The organism is Bradyrhizobium nitroreducens (assembly GCF_002776695.1).
GTDB classification, from domain to species: Bacteria; Pseudomonadota; Alphaproteobacteria; order Rhizobiales; family Xanthobacteraceae; genus Bradyrhizobium; species Bradyrhizobium nitroreducens.
This window is the reverse complement of record NZ_LFJC01000003.1, coordinates 1,752,354-1,768,271: the sequence shown is the minus strand read 5'-3', so window position 1 is coordinate 1,768,271 and position 15,918 is coordinate 1,752,354. Positions and strand designations below refer to the sequence as shown.

The 15,918-nt window shown below is 64.0% G+C and carries 14 protein-coding genes; 9 read left to right on the top strand and 5 right to left on the bottom strand.

All coding sequences use genetic code 11. The annotated features are described in order from the left end of the window. Nucleotides 1-263 precede the first annotated feature (263 nt). Both TSA1_RS08810 and TSA1_RS08805 read right to left on the bottom strand, forming a co-directional pair. Nucleotides 264-632: a hypothetical protein gene (locus TSA1_RS08810; RefSeq protein ID WP_100176015.1), complete on the bottom strand. Its 369-nt coding sequence runs from the start codon at nt 630-632 to the stop codon at nt 264-266. Between the two features lie 267 nt (nt 633-899). Further along, a complete protein-coding gene (locus TSA1_RS08805) occupies nt 900-1,151 on the bottom strand; it encodes a hypothetical protein (protein ID WP_100176014.1) in 252 nt (83 codons plus the stop codon). A 229-nt stretch (nt 1,152-1,380) separates the two neighbouring features. On the opposite strand from TSA1_RS08805, the gene TSA1_RS39285 reads away from it, so the two are divergent. The 6 genes from TSA1_RS39285 (at nt 1,381) to TSA1_RS08780 (ending at nt 9,507) form a co-directional block, all read left to right on the top strand. Next, nucleotides 1,381-1,557, top strand: coding sequence for a hypothetical protein (locus TSA1_RS39285; RefSeq protein ID WP_161497199.1), 177 nt, complete (start codon nt 1,381-1,383; stop codon nt 1,555-1,557). 74 nt (nt 1,558-1,631) lie between these two features. After that, nucleotides 1,632-2,309, top strand: a complete 678-nt coding sequence (locus TSA1_RS08800; protein ID WP_100181035.1) for a response regulator transcription factor — start codon at nt 1,632-1,634, stop codon at nt 2,307-2,309. 15 nt (nt 2,310-2,324) lie between these two features. After that, the gene (locus TSA1_RS08795; protein ID WP_100176013.1) at nt 2,325-3,749 is read left to right on the top strand and encodes a sensor histidine kinase; all 1,425 of its coding nucleotides are present in this window, start codon (nt 2,325-2,327) and stop codon (nt 3,747-3,749) included. Nucleotides 3,750-3,931: 182 nt separating this feature from the next. After that, nucleotides 3,932-4,897, top strand: coding sequence for an RNA polymerase factor sigma-32 (locus tag TSA1_RS08790; protein ID WP_245448523.1), 966 nt, complete (start codon nt 3,932-3,934; stop codon nt 4,895-4,897). Between the two features lie 144 nt (nt 4,898-5,041). Continuing rightward, entirely contained in the window at nt 5,042-8,224 is a 3,183-nt protein-coding gene (locus TSA1_RS08785) for an efflux RND transporter permease subunit (protein ID WP_100176011.1), read from the top strand. After that, nucleotides 8,221-9,507 carry an efflux RND transporter periplasmic adaptor subunit gene (locus TSA1_RS08780; RefSeq protein WP_100176010.1) on the top strand — a complete coding sequence of 429 codons (1,287 nt, stop codon included), beginning with the start codon at nt 8,221-8,223 and terminating at the stop codon, nt 9,505-9,507. The genes TSA1_RS08785 and TSA1_RS08780 overlap by 4 nt, the downstream gene beginning before the upstream one ends. 52 nt (nt 9,508-9,559) lie before the next feature. On the opposite strand, the gene TSA1_RS08775 is transcribed toward TSA1_RS08780, so the two are convergent. Both TSA1_RS08775 and TSA1_RS08760 read right to left on the bottom strand, forming a co-directional pair. Then, complete coding sequence (locus tag TSA1_RS08775; RefSeq protein ID WP_245448160.1) at nt 9,560-10,129, bottom strand: hypothetical protein; 570 nt, start codon at nt 10,127-10,129, stop codon at nt 9,560-9,562. A 1,406-nt stretch (nt 10,130-11,535) separates the two neighbouring features. Continuing rightward, a complete protein-coding gene (locus TSA1_RS08760) occupies nt 11,536-12,372 on the bottom strand; it encodes a xanthine dehydrogenase (protein ID WP_100176007.1) in 837 nt (278 codons plus the stop codon). Between the two features lie 300 nt (nt 12,373-12,672). On the opposite strand from TSA1_RS08760, the gene TSA1_RS08755 reads away from it, so the two are divergent. After that, a complete protein-coding gene (locus TSA1_RS08755) occupies nt 12,673-13,518 on the top strand; it encodes an SDR family NAD(P)-dependent oxidoreductase (RefSeq protein ID WP_100176006.1) in 846 nt (281 codons plus the stop codon). A gap of 45 nt (nt 13,519-13,563) precedes the next feature. Here TSA1_RS08755 and TSA1_RS38795 read toward each other — a convergent pair whose 3' ends face one another. After that, the gene (locus TSA1_RS38795; RefSeq protein WP_142249251.1) at nt 13,564-13,782 is read right to left on the bottom strand and encodes a hypothetical protein; all 219 of its coding nucleotides are present in this window, start codon (nt 13,780-13,782) and stop codon (nt 13,564-13,566) included. On the opposite strand from TSA1_RS38795, the gene nifA reads away from it, so the two are divergent. Together nifA and TSA1_RS08745 are read left to right on the top strand one after the other, a co-directional pair. Then, nucleotides 13,774-15,507 (top strand): nif-specific transcriptional activator NifA, encoded by a 1,734-nt coding sequence (gene nifA, locus TSA1_RS08750; protein ID WP_100176005.1) that lies wholly within the window; start codon nt 13,774-13,776, stop codon nt 15,505-15,507. The two genes, TSA1_RS38795 and nifA, sit on opposite strands and share 9 nt — an antisense overlap. A gap of 98 nt (nt 15,508-15,605) precedes the next feature. After that, a complete protein-coding gene (locus TSA1_RS08745; protein WP_161497198.1) occupies nt 15,606-15,848 on the top strand; it encodes a 4Fe-4S dicluster domain-containing protein in 243 nt (80 codons plus the stop codon). The last annotated feature ends 70 nt before the right edge of the window (nt 15,849-15,918 follow it).

Sequence of the window (15,918 nt, the reverse complement as noted above, 5' to 3'; positions counted from 1 at the left end):
TTCCGCAGCGGGCGTCGTGGACAGCCGATCTCGCTTTGACCGACGCAACCGACAAGATCTGGCTCGCAGGGTTATGGTGTTCGACAAGCTGGCCCGCACCGGCGGAGCCTTCTCATGAGGGCTCCACCCATGGCCTCGCAGCGCCCTTTGGCTTAAGAGGGCGGAGAGATCGCCTAGAGCGAGGGCGGAACATCGACAGCATGTGCGATCGGCTGGCACTGCGCCTTTTTGTGTCCAGGCCGATCGGCACTATGCACGCGGGCCTACCCGCAGCTCAGGGGGCGCGGTTGGGCCGGATGCAGCTCATACCAGTCATGGCAATCCGGATAGACGCCATAGAAACCATATCCGGTCCCGACGCCGCCATAGCGACGAAACGCGTGCTGGCGCAGGCCACCGGCGTGGCCGCCGAAGCCAAGGCGTTCGCCACCGAACCGGGCTCCGTCGCCAAATCTGCCGGCATGTCCCATGCCGCCGAAATGCGCGCCGCCGCCAAAGCCCGCGTGTCCGCCGCCGAAGCCGCCACCACCAAACCCGCCGTGGCCGCCGCCACCGCCATGTGCCTCAGCCGTTCCAACCGTCAGCGCTGAGGCAAGCGCCACCGTTGCCAGGATCGTCAATACCGCTTTCATGGGAGACTCCTTTCGTGTCCGTATGCCGGCCGGCCGATTGCCATCGCTGCAGCGTTGTGCCGTCGGCAAGCGCCATCGTGAGGAGAGTTGGAGAGCCCGCGCGACAATCCCACTGAATTCGATGTCAGGCGCGGAGGGCGGCGCATCAGCAAATGATCCGGACAAAGGCAGGCGTGTTCCTCATGGCGACAGGCGGGCCCGAGACCGGCCCGCCTGCATCGTTGAACGGCTGCGGGCCGGCGAGGTGCCCGGCCGACCGCGTTGTCATCAGAACTGGAGACCGGCGGTGCCCGGCTCACAGGGAACGTTGTCGCCGGTCCACGGTGCCGTCGCGAACGCGCCGACCCGCGGCGCGGGAACGCAGACGCGGCCGCCCTGGTAGACGAGCCCCTCCGATGCGACCGAATTGGCTTGCATGGCGGACGATCGCGCGACGGCATGGCTCGTATGCGCCGCGACAGGTCCGCCGAGCATCGCGACCGCGATCAGTCCGGTCGACAACAGCTTGAGAGTGGTCATTGGGATTCTCCTTATGTAACAGCAGGCAGTCCAGGCCGGCCTGCATATGAGGTGCGGACGGTCCGGCGCGAACGAAACGCACAAATGGCTCACTCGCCTTCAACGGCCCGTGATCGCGGCCTTGCCGACAAGCACGATCGTGCAAATTGGCAATGTTCGCGATGCCGGCGCGTAACGCCGGGCTCACAAAGCACATATATCCGGGTGTGGTGCCGCATGGAGATGAGAGATGATGATTGCGACGGCACGTTCGATCGCCCGCGCGACCTTGCCGGCGGCGGGGCGTCCGGATTCCCTGACACGCTATTTAATGGAGTTCGATCTCGCGGGGGATTATCTGGATTACGAGCCTGTGGCGCATCGCATGACGGTGCTGCTCCGCGTGTTCCGGCCGGGAAGGCATTGAACATGTCGGCGCGCACCAGCGAACCCGTGCTTCGCCACAAGCGTCAACGTCTCGCAGCGCGTTGGGCCAATACAATGACGCAAATTCTCCTGATCGAGGACGACGCCGAGACCGCCGACGTGATCGTGTCCGAGCTTACGGAGCGCGGCTTCGAAGTGCGGTGGGCGCCCGACGGCATCGGGGGACTCGACTGTGCGCGCGAATCGTCTCCCGACGCTCTGATCGTCGACCGCATGCTGCCTGGAATGGACGGACTCACCGTGATCGAGGCCTTGCGCAAGGACCAGGTCAGAACGCCAGTGCTGGTGCTGAGCGCGCTCGGCGCAGTCGATGACAGGGTGCGCGGATTGCGCGCCGGCGGAGACGATTATCTCACCAAGCCGTTCGCACTGATCGAGCTCGTCGCGCGGGTGGAGGCGCTGTTGCGCCGTCCGACCGACAGCCGAGAGACCACGCTGCATGCCGGGCCGCTCGAACTCGACCTCATCGAGCGCACGGCGCGGCGCGGCGAGCGCGAGATCGATCTGTTGCCGCGCGAATTCCGCCTGCTCGAATACATGATGCGCCGGAGCGATCAGCTGCTGACGCGCGCGATGCTGCTCGAGGAGGTCTGGAACTACAAGTTCGTCCCGGCGACCACCAATCTCATCGACGTGCATATGGGCCGTCTCCGCCATAAGGTCGACGGCCCCGGTGAGACGCAACTCATCCACAACGTTCGCGGCTCGGGATTCGTCCTGCGGGTTCGCTGACAGGTCGGCGGATCAATGCGACAGGTTGAGTTCATTCGTTCGAATACGTTCCTCTGGGCGGCCGCCGCGGCGGCCGCATTGGCGCTGTTCGTCGCGGGACTGTTCGCCTTCATCTACTGGAAGATCGACGACTACCTTGTCGTGCGATCCGACCGCATGATCGCAACCCAGCTCAACTTCATGGCCGAGCTGCCGCCCGGTCGCCTGAATGACGCGATTTACGATCATCTCAAGCAGGACTCCAGGGGCGTGCAATATGCAGGCCTGTTCGATGCGGCGGGGACCCGGCTCGCCGGCAACATCGAACGATTGCCGCCGCATCTCGATCTCGGCGGGCGGGTCCGGAGCGTCCGGCTCGCCCAGGTCGGGTCGTCGGCGGTTCGCGATGCCGTTGTCAAGGCCGGCGCCAGGCGGCTGAGCAATGGCCATATCCTCGTGCTTGGGAGGAACGTCGACGAGACGGGCGAGATATCGAGCGTCGTCGGGCAGGCGCTGGTGCTGGGGCTGCTGCCGGCGTTCTGCCTCTGCCTGCTGGCCGGGGCCTGGCTGAGCGTCCGCGCCCAGAGACGTGTAGAGCAGGTGAACGAGACGGTTCAGCGTATCGTGGCCGGCGATCTCCGCGAGCGGCTGCCAAAGAGCAATGCGGACGATCCGTTCGCGCGGCTGGCCACTATCGTCAACGGCATGCTCGACGAGATGGAGACCACGATCAACGCTCTGGCCGGCGTCGGCAACGATATCGCTCACGATCTCAGGACGCCGCTCACGCGGGTCCGCCTGGCGCTGGAGCGCGGGCGCACGCACGCCGCCACGTTGGAGGATCTTCAGGACATCGTGGAAAAGGCGATGGTCGGAATCGACCAATCGCTCGCAATCGTGACTGCGCTGCTGCGCCTGGCCGAAATCGAGAGCAGCAGCCGTAAGGCCGGTTTCGGTGACGTCGCGCTCGACGAGATACTGCGACAAGTATGCGACGTCTACGAACCCATCGCCGAAGACAAGGATATCGAGATCGACGTCGAGATCGACCGCAAAGTGCAGGTGCGGGGCGATCGGGACCTGCTGTTCGAAGCGATTGCCAATCTCGTGGACAATGCCGTCAAGTTCACTCCCGCGGGCGGAACGGTGACGCTCGAGCTGGTGTCGGACGACAGGGCCGTGCTCGTGCGCGTGAGCGATACCGGACCCGGCATCGGCGAGTGGGAGCGAGAGGCCGTGCTGCGTCGATTCTATCGCTCCGACAAGATGCGCAACACGCCGGGAGTGGGACTGGGACTGAGCCTCGTTGCTGCCATCGTCAAGCTGCACGGCTTCTGCCTGACCATCTGCCCGGCACCCGGCGGACGGGTGGAGATATTCGCCGAGAAGGGCGAGGCGCCACGAGAAGCCACCGCATCTGAAACCGGTCGCGTGCTTCACGCCAGCCTCGCGTCGATGTGACTGCCGAGCCAACCGGGATGCGTGCGAAACGGAAATCGTGCCTCGATCTCTGAAAGCAAATTCAGGCTTGTTAAGTCCAATTTACTGGTGCCGGCATTCGGAGGCCTCTTACTGTCCGTTCGACGGTCAGAAATCAGGAGCACAGCATGTCAACGCGCCACGCGAGTTCGAGCAAGATCAATATGCACGTGTCGGGCCGGCAGACGACGGCCGGTGTGTTCAATCCATATTCCGCGATCATTGGCCGGTACGAGCTGCTCGAACGCGAGCAGGAGCAGGAGCTCGCGCGTCGCTGGCAGGAGAGGAGGGACGGCGAGGCCGCGAACGCGCTCGTGACCAGCCACTTCCGGCTCGCAGCAAAGGTCGCGCGAAGCTACAAGGGATACGGCATGCTGTTCGCCGATCTCATGGCCGAGGCCAATCTCGGGCTGGTGATCGCCGCGGCCCGGTTCGAGCCGGACAGAAACTCGCGATTTTCCACCTATGCGACATGGTGGATCAAGGCCGCCATTCACGAATATCTCCTGCGCTCCTGGTCGCTGGTCAAGATCGGAACGACTTCTGCCCAGAAGAAGCTGTTTTTCCGGCTTCGCGGCGAAATGAGAAAAGCCAACAGGGGCGGGATGGAGAGGCTTACGCCTGATGTGGCCGAGGCAATCGCGAGCAACCTTGAAGTTTCGGCGCGTGAGGTGATCGAAATGGATAGACGCCTGCATGGCGACCTGTCGCTGAACGCGCGGGTTGGTGGGGACGAGCAAGGCACTGAGTGGGAGGCCCTGCTGGTCGACGAGGCGAGTGACGCCGAGACCATCCTCGTCGATCAGGATCAGATGGAACGTCGGACCGACGCCCTGCGCATTGCGCTGAATGGCCTCACGAGGCGCGAGCGGAGGGTGCTCGAGGCAAGGCGATTGGCGGAGTGTCCCCCGACTCTCGATCAACTCGCGCGCGAGCTTTCGATCTCCAGCGAACGCGTCCGCCAGATCGAGATCCGCGCGTTTGCGAAGGTGAAGCAGGCCGCGATCCGTGCCACGCAGGATCCCGCGCTCGCTCGCGGACGGCAGCGGAGTGCATCGCGGTCCCTGACGCCGGGCAACCGTACCGGCCGGGTCCTGCGTTCGCGGCCCGAGCTGCTTGTCGCGCCCTGAACAGCCAAGACACCGCGATGAATCGAGCGGCTGTTCGTCCGCACTGACGTCGGGATATCTGAACTCGTTTTCATTTGCAGCGCAGCGCATCGATCGCCACTTGCCCCAGAGATCTCGCGCAACCTGCTCCAGGCAGTCGTCATCATGGGAATTGTCCGCTTTGCGCTCCGCTTTCCGCACACGTTCTATGTGCTTGCGGCGCTGGTCCTGTTTCTCGGCGGCATCGCGGTCTGGTCGATGCCGACGGATATCTTTCCGGAGATTCGCATCCCCGTCGTCACGGTCATCTGGAGCTATACCGGCCTCTCGACGCCCGAGATGGAACAGCGCGTCAGCACGTACAGCCAATATTCGATCAGCGCCAATGTCAGCGGGATCAAGAACATCGAGGCGCAGACGCTCAATGGCCTGTCGATTCAGAAGATCTATTTCCAGCCGGACGTCAATCTCGATCTCGCGATCTCACAGATCGTGTCGGCGACGAACGCGATCCGTGCCCTGATGCCGCCGGGCATTCAGCCGCCCGTCATCGTGCAGTTCAACGCGTCGAGTGTGCCGGTCCTGCAGCTCAGCCTCGAGTCCGACAAGTTGAACGAGCAACAGTTGTACGACTTTGGCATCTATCGGATCCGGCAGCAACTGGCTCCCGTTCCGGGCGTGACACTGCCGACGCCTGCGGGCGGCAAGTATCGCCAGATCATGGTCGACATCGATCCGAACAAATTGTTGGCGCGCGGATTGACGCCGCTCGACATCGTCAATGCGGTGAATACCCAGAACCTGACGCTGCCGACCGGAACGGCGAAGATCGGCGACACCCAGTACACCGTGCGAACCAATGCGACGCCGGCCTCGGTCAAGGATCTCAACATGATCCCGGTCAAGTTTGCGAACGGCGCGACCATCCTGTTGAGGGACGTCGCCCAGGTTCGGGACGGATCTCAGGTCCAGCAGAATATCGTGCGCGAAGACGGTCACCGCTCGGTTCTGCTCAGCGTGATCAAGAACGGCAACGCTTCGACGCTTGCCGTGGTCAATGGGGTCAAGCAGGCCCTGAAGTCGATTCGGGCGTCGGCGCCAGCCGGGCTGAAGATCACCGAGCTGTTCGATCAGTCGGTCTTCGTAACGCATTCGGTCGACGGCGTGCTGCGCGAAGGCGCGATCGCGGCGGGCCTCACGGCGCTGATGATCCTGGTGTTCCTGGGATCGTGGCGGTCGACGCTCGTGGTCCTGATCTCGATCCCGCTTGCGATGTTGTCCTCGCTCATCGTTCTGCATTTCCTGGGCGAGACCCTCAACACGATGACGCTGGGCGGGCTGGCGCTTGCGGTGGGCATCCTGGTCGACGATTCGACGGTGACGATCGAGAATACGCATCGGCTCTGGACCGAGGAGGGGATGCCGCTGTCGGAGGCGACCCTGCACGGCGCGGCCGAGATCGCCGTTCCGACGCTGGTCTCGACGCTCGCCATCAGTTGTGTGTTCACCTCCGTCGTATTCCTCGAAGGACCGGCCAAGTACCTCTTCACGCCGCTCGGCCTCGCGGTGGTGTTTGCCATGCTGGCCTCGTACGCCCTGTCGCGGACGCTCACTCCGATCACGATCGGTCTGCTGCTGAAGAGCGAGCGCCGTCACGGCTTGGGCGAAAGCCCGTCCGGCATGTTCTCGCGCGCTTCGGCGGCGTTCGAGCGCGGCTTCGAGCGCGCGCGCGACGGCTATTCTGCGCTCCTGACGACGGTGCTCCGGCGTCGGAGCATCGTGCCGGCCGTCGCCGCCCTGGTGCTGGTGCTCGGAGCCGTGATATTTGTCTACGTGGGCAGGGACTTCTACCCCCTGATCGACGGCGGCCAGATCCAGCTGCATGTTCGTGCGCCCGCCGGGACCCGCATCGAGCGCACCGAGGCGATCTTCCAGGCGGTCGAGGACAAGATCCGCGAAGTCATTCCGGATCGCGATCGCGGACTGATCGTCGACAATATCGGACTGCCGGCGCGTCCGTACAATCTGGCGTTCACCGACGGCTCGACGATCGGGGTGAACGACGGCACGATCCTCGTATCGCTCAAGGAAGGCCACAGGCCAACCGCGGACTACGTCAAAAAGCTGCGCCAGGTTCTGCCGGCGGCATTCCCGGAAGACGTCTTCTATTTCCAGTCTGCGGATATCGTCACCCAGATCCTTAATTTTGGCCTGCCGGCGCAGATCGACGTCCGTACCGTCGGTTACGGCGCCAACAATCTGTCGGTGGCGAAGGAGCTGCAGAAGAGCCTGGCGGCAATTCCTGGAATCGTCGATGCACATCTTCAGCAGGAGGTCGACGCTCCCGCATTCTACGCCGATATCGACCGCACAAGGGCCGCGCAGCTGGGACTCAATGCCAGCACGGTGGCGACAAACATAAATGTCAGCCTCAGTTCGTCTGCTCAGGTCTCGCCGAATTTCTGGACCGACCCGGCGTCGGGCATCCCGTATTATCTGGCCGTTCAGACGCCGGAGTACAGGGCTAACTCACTCAACGCGCTGGAGAACACGCCGGTGTCGGCTTCGATGGCTGCAAGCGGGCAGACGGTCCCGGGCCTGCTCAGCAACGTCGCGACCTTCAAACGGGGGACCGTGCCGACCAATTTGAACCAGGCCAACGTCCAACCGGTGTTCGACGTCTATGCGAGCGTGCAAGGGCGCGATCTCGGCAGCGTCTCGGTCGATATCGACAAGGTCACGTCGACGCTTCAGAAGCAGCTCCAGCCGGGAAGCTCGATCCAGGTCCTCGGGCAGATTCAGAGCATGCGTCAATCGTTCCGCGACCTCGGGATCGGGCTGCTGTTTGCCGCCATCCTTGTCTATCTGCTGATGGTCGTGAACTACCAGAACTTCGGCGACCCATTTGTCGTCATCTTGGCGCTGCCAGCGACCCTTTGCGGCATCGTGACGATGCTGTTCATCACGGGAACGACCCTCAACGTGCCTTCGCTGATGGGCGCGATCATGGCGGTCGGGGTTGCGTCGGCAAATTCGATCCTGCTCGTGACCTTTGCGCGCGACGCGCAGTTGAACGGGCACTCCGCGTTCGAGGCAGCATTGAGTGCGGGCCGCACCCGAATGCGTCCCGTGCTGATGACGGCCGCCGCTATGATCGTCGGCATGATCCCAATGGCGATCGGAGGCCCGGGCGAGGAGCAGAACGCAGCGCTCGCGCGTGCCGTCATTGGCGGGCTGCTGTTCGCGACGCCGACCACATTGCTGATCGTGCCCTACCTCTTCGCCTGGCTGCGCAAGGGCAATGACGGCAAGCCGCACCACGGCGTATTCGAGGAGCAACCGGAATGAGCGATGTTCGCGCGCGGATCAACAGCGACGGCATGAACGAGCGGCCTGACGCGGACACCTGCCGCATCGTGGATATGCCGGGCAAGGAGGTGCAGCCGCGACGCCGCTCCGGCGGCGCCTGGCTCGGCGGCGCCGTGCTTGTGCTCCTGGCGGGCGGTCTCGGCGTCGGCGGCTGGCGGCACTATCAGGCCGCGCGCGATCTGGCAGCGTCGGTCGAGCAGAGCAGGACCGCCGTTCCCGAGGTTCGGGTGGCGACCGTTCGCGCCGGCGGCGACCTCATCAAAGTCACCCTGCCGGCGACGACGACGGCATTCGAGGCAGCGAACATCTTCGCTCGGGCCAGTGGCTACATCGAGAAGCGCTACGTCGATATCGGGGATCGCGTGAAGAAGGGCGACCTTCTCGCCGAGATTACCGCGCCCGAGCTCGACCAGCAGATCGCGCAGGCGCAGGCGACGCTGGCACAGAACCAGGCCGCGTTGCAGCAGGCCGAGGCGAGCCGGGAGCTTGCCGAGACCACCAATTCGCGGGACAGCAATCTCGTCAAGCAGGGCTGGCTGACTGCCCAGCAGGGCGACAACGATCGGCTCACCCTGCGCGCGCAACAGGCCGCCGTGAGCGTTGCCCAGTCGAACATCACGGCCCAGGAGGCGCAGATCCGCGTTCTTCAGCAGGAGAAGGCCTATCAACGCGTGGTCGCCCCGTTCGACGGCGTGATCACTCAGCGTAACGTCGACAATGGCAGCCTCGTTCAGGCCGGCTCGACCTTCATGTTCACGCTGATGCATTCAAACGTCATCAGGACCCAGGTGTTCGTGCCGCAGGACGAGGCCTTCGGCGTCGCGCCGGGTATCGATGCCGAGGTTCGCGTCCCGGAAATTCCGGGCCGGACGTTTCCGGGAAAAGTCACGCGCATCGCGACCGCGTTGCAGCCGGGCAGCCGTACGCTGCTGACCGAGATCGACGTCCCCAATGCAGACGGCGCCTTGAATCCCGGCATTTATTGCACGGTCGAGCTGTTGATCCCGCGCAGGACTCCGTCGATGTCGGTTCCGGCCGATGCGCTGGTGTTCGATCAGAATGGCCTTCACCTCGCAGTCGTGCACAACGGCGTCGTTCATTTGCAGGCGGTTTCGATCGCACGGGATTTCGGCACCTCGATCGAAGTACGTGACGGGATACGGCCCGGCGATCAGGTCGTGCTCAATCCGGCGGTCAATCTGACAGAGGGCAGTCGGGTCGCTATCCGCAAGAATGACGAGACCCAGAGGGCGCAGACATGATCCGCATTGCGTTCGGGGCATTTGCCGTCCTGCTGTTGGGGTGCTCTCCCGGTCAGGCCCAGGTCGTGACGACCGGCAGCACGACGATGAGTCTGCCGACCGTACCGGGCGCGATCGTCACCTCACCGCTGAACAGCCCGGGTCCGTTTTCCTCAACCACCGTGCCGGGGGCGCCCGACACCACGCTGGCACCCGTTCCGCTTGCGATGGACCCGACGACGCCAGGCACGGTCGTCGTCTGCGCCCCACCAACGACGTCTCCCTCGCCGGTGCCGGCGACACCGATCGTCATGAGCACTGGACTGTCGGCGCCGGGTGGCGTGCCTTCGGTCATCCCGGCCCAGGGACAGAGCGGGAGTTCGATCGGGACCATTGTTGCGGTTGCGCCGTCGGGGACGGGGGTGGCGGCCGCCTGCAGCTCTACGCCTGGTAGCGCGGTAGCTAGCGCGACAAGCTTGCCGCTCTCGATTCCGCAAGTGCCGGCGGGACCGCCACCGGGTACGATTCCGGCCGCCATCAGCGATGATGTCGGCACGGGCATTGATCCGAACGCCGTCGCGCCGAGCCCCAACACCTCGGCCTGTACGGAAGGAATGACGATGAACCTCGGGGCCGCTGCCACGGTTCTGCCGGCCAACGCCTCAGGTGCGGCGCCGACGCCCGGAGTTTCTCCGGTCCTGCCGTCGGGCTGCTGACGACGCAGCTTGCAGAAGTCTCATCCGCCTGGCACATATTCTTCGATGCCGCATCGCCTTGTTCATGCGAGCGCCGGGCCGGCAGCATCGATCGAGCGATCATTTTCATCGTTGCTTGACGTGATGCATGCACATCCTCGCCGCGGAGTGCGCCGCATCGCGCGGCCGCACTCCGTTCGGGGCGAGACGATCAACGGTGCCTGGCAGGCGACATCATGTTCGCTCCTTCGGCCGCTGGCCGACCCCAGTGAGGAGCGCGAACTTGGCCCGCATCAAACACGGGGGCCGCACCACCGGCGCGCTCGAGTCCCATTCGTCCTGCCGGGGCCAACGCACCGCCGTTCAGGACATCCCGGTTGGGATACATTGCAGCAAAAGCTGCGGGCTCCTGGTCGGCGAAGGACCATGAGGCGGAGGCCGACGATAGCGTCGCCGTTGAGATCAGCGCGCCAGCGATCAAGATCTTGAGTGCATTCATAGCAATTCTCCATTGCGTTCTCGTGCGGAGATTCGCTTCGCGAGAGCCGCTGCTCGGCTGGTGGCGTTTCCGAAAATCATCCCTACGCAGGATATGTAGGCAGCCTGATCGGCAAAGCGCGTGCAGGCGCATCACCGTTGCGAGACAATGGCCGAGTGCAGCACATGGGACCCACTCTATCGACGAATAGGTTGTGCATCGTCGCATGGATCCTGTCGCGGGTGTCAGGATCGATCGTGCGATCTTGCGTGGTCGGCGGCGCAGGGCGGAGGAGATTGAAGCTTGATCGTCGGCGACCGAAAGCGGTCTAGCCGGTCGCGGTGACAGCCGGTCCTCTTGAATGCATCGTCGTGACGCCGTTCTGACAATTCAAGCCAAGGAGATCCCGACCACGCGCGGTCATGGCGCGAAAGTACAGGTCCGCGACGTCGCGGACGTCGACCACGCACGTATTGACCTTTGGGTAGCCACTTCGCCGGTCAAGTCGCTCCAATCCGTCTCGTTGAAAGGCCGTTTCACCGGCTTGCGCCCGCGAGCAGGGCGGGTAGCGTGCGACGCATTGAAGTCAGACGTCACTTCCAGATTGCTGCGCCATTTTTCATTGTACGCCAATACTTTCAAATCCGTTCGTTCCGGCCTTAACTCGGTGAGGGCCGCTACGGCGCCGGTCCCGCGAACATCGCATGTCGCGAGCCGGCCGCTCCTCGAGAATCCGCCTCACCGATTGCGAGCATCGGCCGCATCTGACCGCGCAGCCCAGACAGTCGTAGACCTGGGCAGCCGAGCAAAGCGCATCGTCGGTCGACACGACTCCCCTAATGTCGTGATCGCTGATGACGTTGCAGGAACAGATGATCATGCGGAATTCCAATGTGTCGAGGAGCGAGCGGTCTGGAGCCGGATGGCGGCGGTCGTTGCATTTGCGATGGCGCGCCCCCGCCGGTCCGTTCCGGTCCACTGCGCATCGCGGCCGCGCGGGTCGACCTCCAGAAGCTTGACGCCTGCCGGGACCTCGCTGCCGTCGCGGGCGACGCCGCGCAGGATGCCGTCGCGGGGCGCTAGCACCGGAACGCCGGAGAGATGGCCGAGAACGAGATCCCGGTAGACTCGGGTGCCGATCTCGATCGGCGTGTGCCAGCGTCCCGAAAACTGCGAGTAGACAAAGCGCTCTGCGCCGACGTCGCCCAGCGAACTTGCGACGCCGTCGGCCGCGTCGGTCCAGCGCGTGTCGGTGACGAGCCCGATCTTGCCGGGCCGGGTCTCGACCGCAACGTCGCAATTGAAGGTCGAGGAGAAGCCGGGGCCGAGCCCGATCGTCAGCCGGGCGAGCCGCCTGAGGTCGGGCGTGATCCGGCGCTTCTGCAGACGCGCGTCGATCAGCACGTCGATATGGCGAACCGGAAGCAGGTCGAGCAGGCCGAGCCAGGTGATCAGGATCCGCGGAGGCCGGCCCAGTGCCTGATAGACCTGCACGCCGTCGTCCACGCGTTCCGCCACGAATTCCTCGAGCTGCGCGGTGTCGGTGTAGAGCGCGTCATGAAAGGCCATCTTGCGCCGGATCACCGGCGGATCGGGATCGTGCGACAGCACCACACAATATCCTGCGCGGACGAGCTGGATGCCGATCGCGGAGGCGATCTCGTTGGTGCCGAGGATAACAGCGAAGAGTCGTTGGTCGTTCGGCTGGGACATGTGAAACCAGGGTTGCAGAGAGATGTGCAGCAAGGTGTGAGCTGGCCTGGAACCCGAAGAGCAAGAGCCGGGCCATTTGGAACGATTGAAAAAGAGCTCTCAACTGCCGGTCAATGTTCACGAAGCCGTCGCGCGCCCGTCTGGTCCGAAAGCACACGCGAGCGTGTTGCAAACCTTCCATCGTGTCGAAGAGTCGACATCAAGCCGGGAAAACCGCAGCGATCGGACGTGGCCCAAATCCTGCAAAGTTGGTCGTGTCGTAATTGTCGGGCGTCCGATCGGACGCGGTGAGGAGCTGACGTGACGCTCGATTTGCTGGATCGCGATGTTGCGCCGAGTGGCGCGCCCGCGCCCGCGCCCGATGTCGCCTTGTGCCCGTTTCACGGCGACAGGTCGCGCGCGCAAGCCGGCGAACGGAAGACGCTGGTGCTGACCGGCGCCTCGCGCGGCATCGGCCATGCGACGGGAAAATTATTCTACGAGGCCGGCTGGCGGATCATCACCTGCTCCAGGCAGCCCTTCGACGGCGAGCGGTGTCCCTGGGATTCCGGGACCGACAATCATGTGCAGGTCGAACTGAGCGACCACCGCGCCCTGACGCTCGCGGTCGCCGAGATCAAGGAGCGGCTCGACGGCGGACCGTTGCATGCGTTGGTCAACAATGCCGGGATTTCGCCGAAGGCCGCCGACGGCTCCCGGCTGAATTCGATGACGACGCCGGTGGAGACCTGGATGAGCGTGTTCCACGTCAACCTGCTCGCGCCGATCCTGTTTGCGCAGGGCCTCGTGGAGGAATTGAAGCGGTCAGCCGGTTCGATCGTCAACGTCACTTCGATCGTGGGCTCGCGGGTGCATCCATTTGCCGGCACGGCCTATGCGACGTCGAAAGCCGCTCTCGCGTGCCTCACCCGCGAGATGGCCCACGACTACGCGCCGTTCGGAATCCGCGTCAATGCGATTGCGCCCGGCGAGATCAAGACCGACATCCTCTCGCCGGAGACCGAGGCCCAACTGGCGCCGATCATCCCGCTGCACCGCGTCGGCACGCCCGACGAGGTCGCCAAGGTGATCTTCTTCCTGTGCTCGGATGCGGCCAGCTACGTCACAGGTGCGGAAGTACCGATCAACGGAGGGCAGCACGTGTGAGCGAGCGGCCGGCGCGGATCGCCAAAGAAAGCTTGCCGATTTGCGCTAGATCAATGCGGCGATCCCGCTTTCGCGCGTGACGCCCATTCCGACGGTAAATTCCGCGAAACGGATGACAAAGCATGCAAGCGCGACGGAATCTTTTTGCAGCAGTGCCGACAAGTTGAGCGCGACTCTCGACGTCACATGAATGAGAATAATACCAATTCCAGAGAACGCGGCCGGGAGGAAGTAACAGGCAACGGAGAGTCCGTCATGCTGCATGCTGCTCCTTTGGTTGAACGTTCGCCCGCCGATCACACCGCGCCACTCGTGCCGCTGAACGAGATCGCGCTGACCGGTATTTTCGAGATTTCCAAGATATTAACGGCGCCGACGCGCCTGGAGACGACACTCGCCAACGTGATCAATCTCCTGCAATCGTTTCTGCAGATGCGCCACGGCGTCGTCGCGCTCCTCTCCGACGATGGCATCCCCGATCTTGCGGTGGGGGCCGGCTGGAGCGAGGGCAGCGACGAGCGCTATCGCGGGCGACTGCCGCAGAAGGCGGTCGATCAGATCGTCGCGACGGCCATGCCGCTGGTCGCGGAAAACATCGCGACCCATCCTGCCTTCAGTCCGACGGACGTGGAGACCCTGGGGGCGTCGGACACCACGCGCGTATCGTTCATCGGCGTGCCGATCCGCATCGATTCCAAGGTCGTCGGCACGCTGACGATCGACCGGGTCTGGGACGAGCGGCCGCTGTACCGGCTGGATTCCGATGTCCGCCTGCTGACCATGATCGCCAATCTGGTCGGCCAGACCGTGAAGCTGCACCGCATCGTCGCGCAGGACCGCGAGCGGCTGATGCACGAGAGCTATCGGCTCCAAAAGGAGCTGTCCGAGCTCAAGCCGACGCGTGACCGCCGCAGGGTTCACGTCGAAGGCATCATCGGTGACAGCCCGGCCCTGCGCGGGTTGCTGGAAAAGATTGCGGTGGTGGCGAAGTCGAACTCGACGGTGCTGCTGCGCGGCGAATCCGGCACCGGCAAGGAGTTGATCGCAAAGGCCATTCACGAGTTGTCGCCGCGGGCAAAACGCCCCTTCATCAAGATCAATTGCGCGGCTCTGCCGGAATCCGTGCTGGAGTCCGAGCTGTTCGGCCACGAGAAGGGCGCCTTCACGGGCGCACTGAATTCCCGCAAGGGCAGGTTCGAGCTCGCCGACAAGGGCACCTTGTTCCTTGACGAGATCGGAGAGATCTCAGCCTCGTTCCAGGCCAAGCTCCTTCGGGTGCTGCAGGAGCAGGAATTCGAACGGGTCGGCGGCAACCAGACCATCAAGGTCGATGTCCGCGTCATCGCCGCGACCAATCGCAACCTCGAAGAAGCGGTTGCGCGCAACGAATTCCGCGCCGATCTCTATTACCGCATCAGCGTGGTGCCGATGATGCTGCCGCCGCTGCGCGAGCGGCGCAGCGACATCCCGCTGCTGGCCAACGAGTTCCTGAAGAACTTCAACAGCGAGAACGGCCGTGCGCTGAGCTTCGACCGGCACGCGATCGAGGTTCTGATGAGCTGCGGCTTCCCCGGCAACGTGCGCGAGCTCGAGAATTGCGTACAGCGCACGGCGACGCTGGCGCCGGGCCCGGAAATCGTCCGGAATGATTTCGCGTGCTGTCACAGCCAGTGCCTGTCCGCGATGTTGTGGAACGGGACATCGGAGAGCACGCAGCAGCGCTCGCTGCCGATCGTGCCGCTGACTGTGCTTCCTACGAATGTTCCGCGCGAGAGGGTTGCCGGCGGATCTCCGCCGGCGGCCGAGCCGGCGGGGTCGGGCAGCGCGGCCGCGTCGCTGGCCGGCAACGTGACCGACCGCGACAGCGTCGTCGCCGCCATGGAGAAGTCCGGCTGGGTTCAGGCCAAGGCCGCGCGCCTGCTCGGCCTCACGCCACGGCAGATCGGCTACGCGTTGAAGAAGCACGGCATCGAGGTCAAGCGGCTCTGACGGCAGCTGTCGCAGATGCGACATGCTGTCGGGGCCACGACAAGTCGCCCTCGGCAAATAGTCGTTGAATTTCCAACGTTTCCCGATTGGCACGGCGCTTGAAAGGAGATGTCCGACGACATCGTCTACTCAAGGAGCCGGAACACATGTCCTACAAGATTGTCGCCTCGCAATGTACGGTTTGTGGCGCATGTGAGTTCGAGTGTCCGAACGCCGCCATCAGTCTCAAGCGCGACATGTACGTAATCGATCCGAAGAAGTGCACCGAGTGCGAGGGGCATTTCGACACGGCGCAATGCGCGGCCGTTTGTCCGGTGCCCGACACTTGCATCCCGGCCTGAGGGCAGGTCGATGGCGGCGGTTCAGGAAACGATCGAGCGGGTCCGCGGTATCGACGTCGATCAGTATCGC

What these genes read in the sequence shown, in the direction of transcription:
- TSA1_RS08790 (WP_245448523.1), top strand. Translation starts at nt 3,932, where the DNA reads ATGCACGTGTCGGGCCGGCAGACGACGGCCGGTGTGTTCAATCCATAT.
- TSA1_RS08780 (WP_100176010.1), top strand. Translation starts at nt 8,221, where the DNA reads ATGAGCGATGTTCGCGCGCGGATCAACAGCGACGGCATGAACGAGCGG.
- nifA (WP_100176005.1), top strand. Translation starts at nt 13,774, where the DNA reads ATGCTGCATGCTGCTCCTTTGGTTGAACGTTCGCCCGCCGATCACACC.
- TSA1_RS08760 (WP_100176007.1), bottom strand. Translation starts at nt 12,372, where the DNA reads ATGTCCCAGCCGAACGACCAACGACTCTTCGCTGTTATCCTCGGCACC.
- TSA1_RS08810 (WP_100176015.1), bottom strand. Translation starts at nt 632, where the DNA reads ATGAAAGCGGTATTGACGATCCTGGCAACGGTGGCGCTTGCCTCAGCG.
- TSA1_RS08805 (WP_100176014.1), bottom strand. Translation starts at nt 1,151, where the DNA reads ATGACCACTCTCAAGCTGTTGTCGACCGGACTGATCGCGGTCGCGATG.
- TSA1_RS39285 (WP_161497199.1), top strand. Translation starts at nt 1,381, where the DNA reads ATGATGATTGCGACGGCACGTTCGATCGCCCGCGCGACCTTGCCGGCG.
- TSA1_RS38795 (WP_142249251.1), bottom strand. Translation starts at nt 13,782, where the DNA reads ATGCAGCATGACGGACTCTCCGTTGCCTGTTACTTCCTCCCGGCCGCG.
- TSA1_RS08795 (WP_100176013.1), top strand. Translation starts at nt 2,325, where the DNA reads ATGCGACAGGTTGAGTTCATTCGTTCGAATACGTTCCTCTGGGCGGCC.
- TSA1_RS08800 (WP_100181035.1), top strand. Translation starts at nt 1,632, where the DNA reads ATGACGCAAATTCTCCTGATCGAGGACGACGCCGAGACCGCCGACGTG.
- TSA1_RS08785 (WP_100176011.1), top strand. Translation starts at nt 5,042, where the DNA reads ATGGGAATTGTCCGCTTTGCGCTCCGCTTTCCGCACACGTTCTATGTG.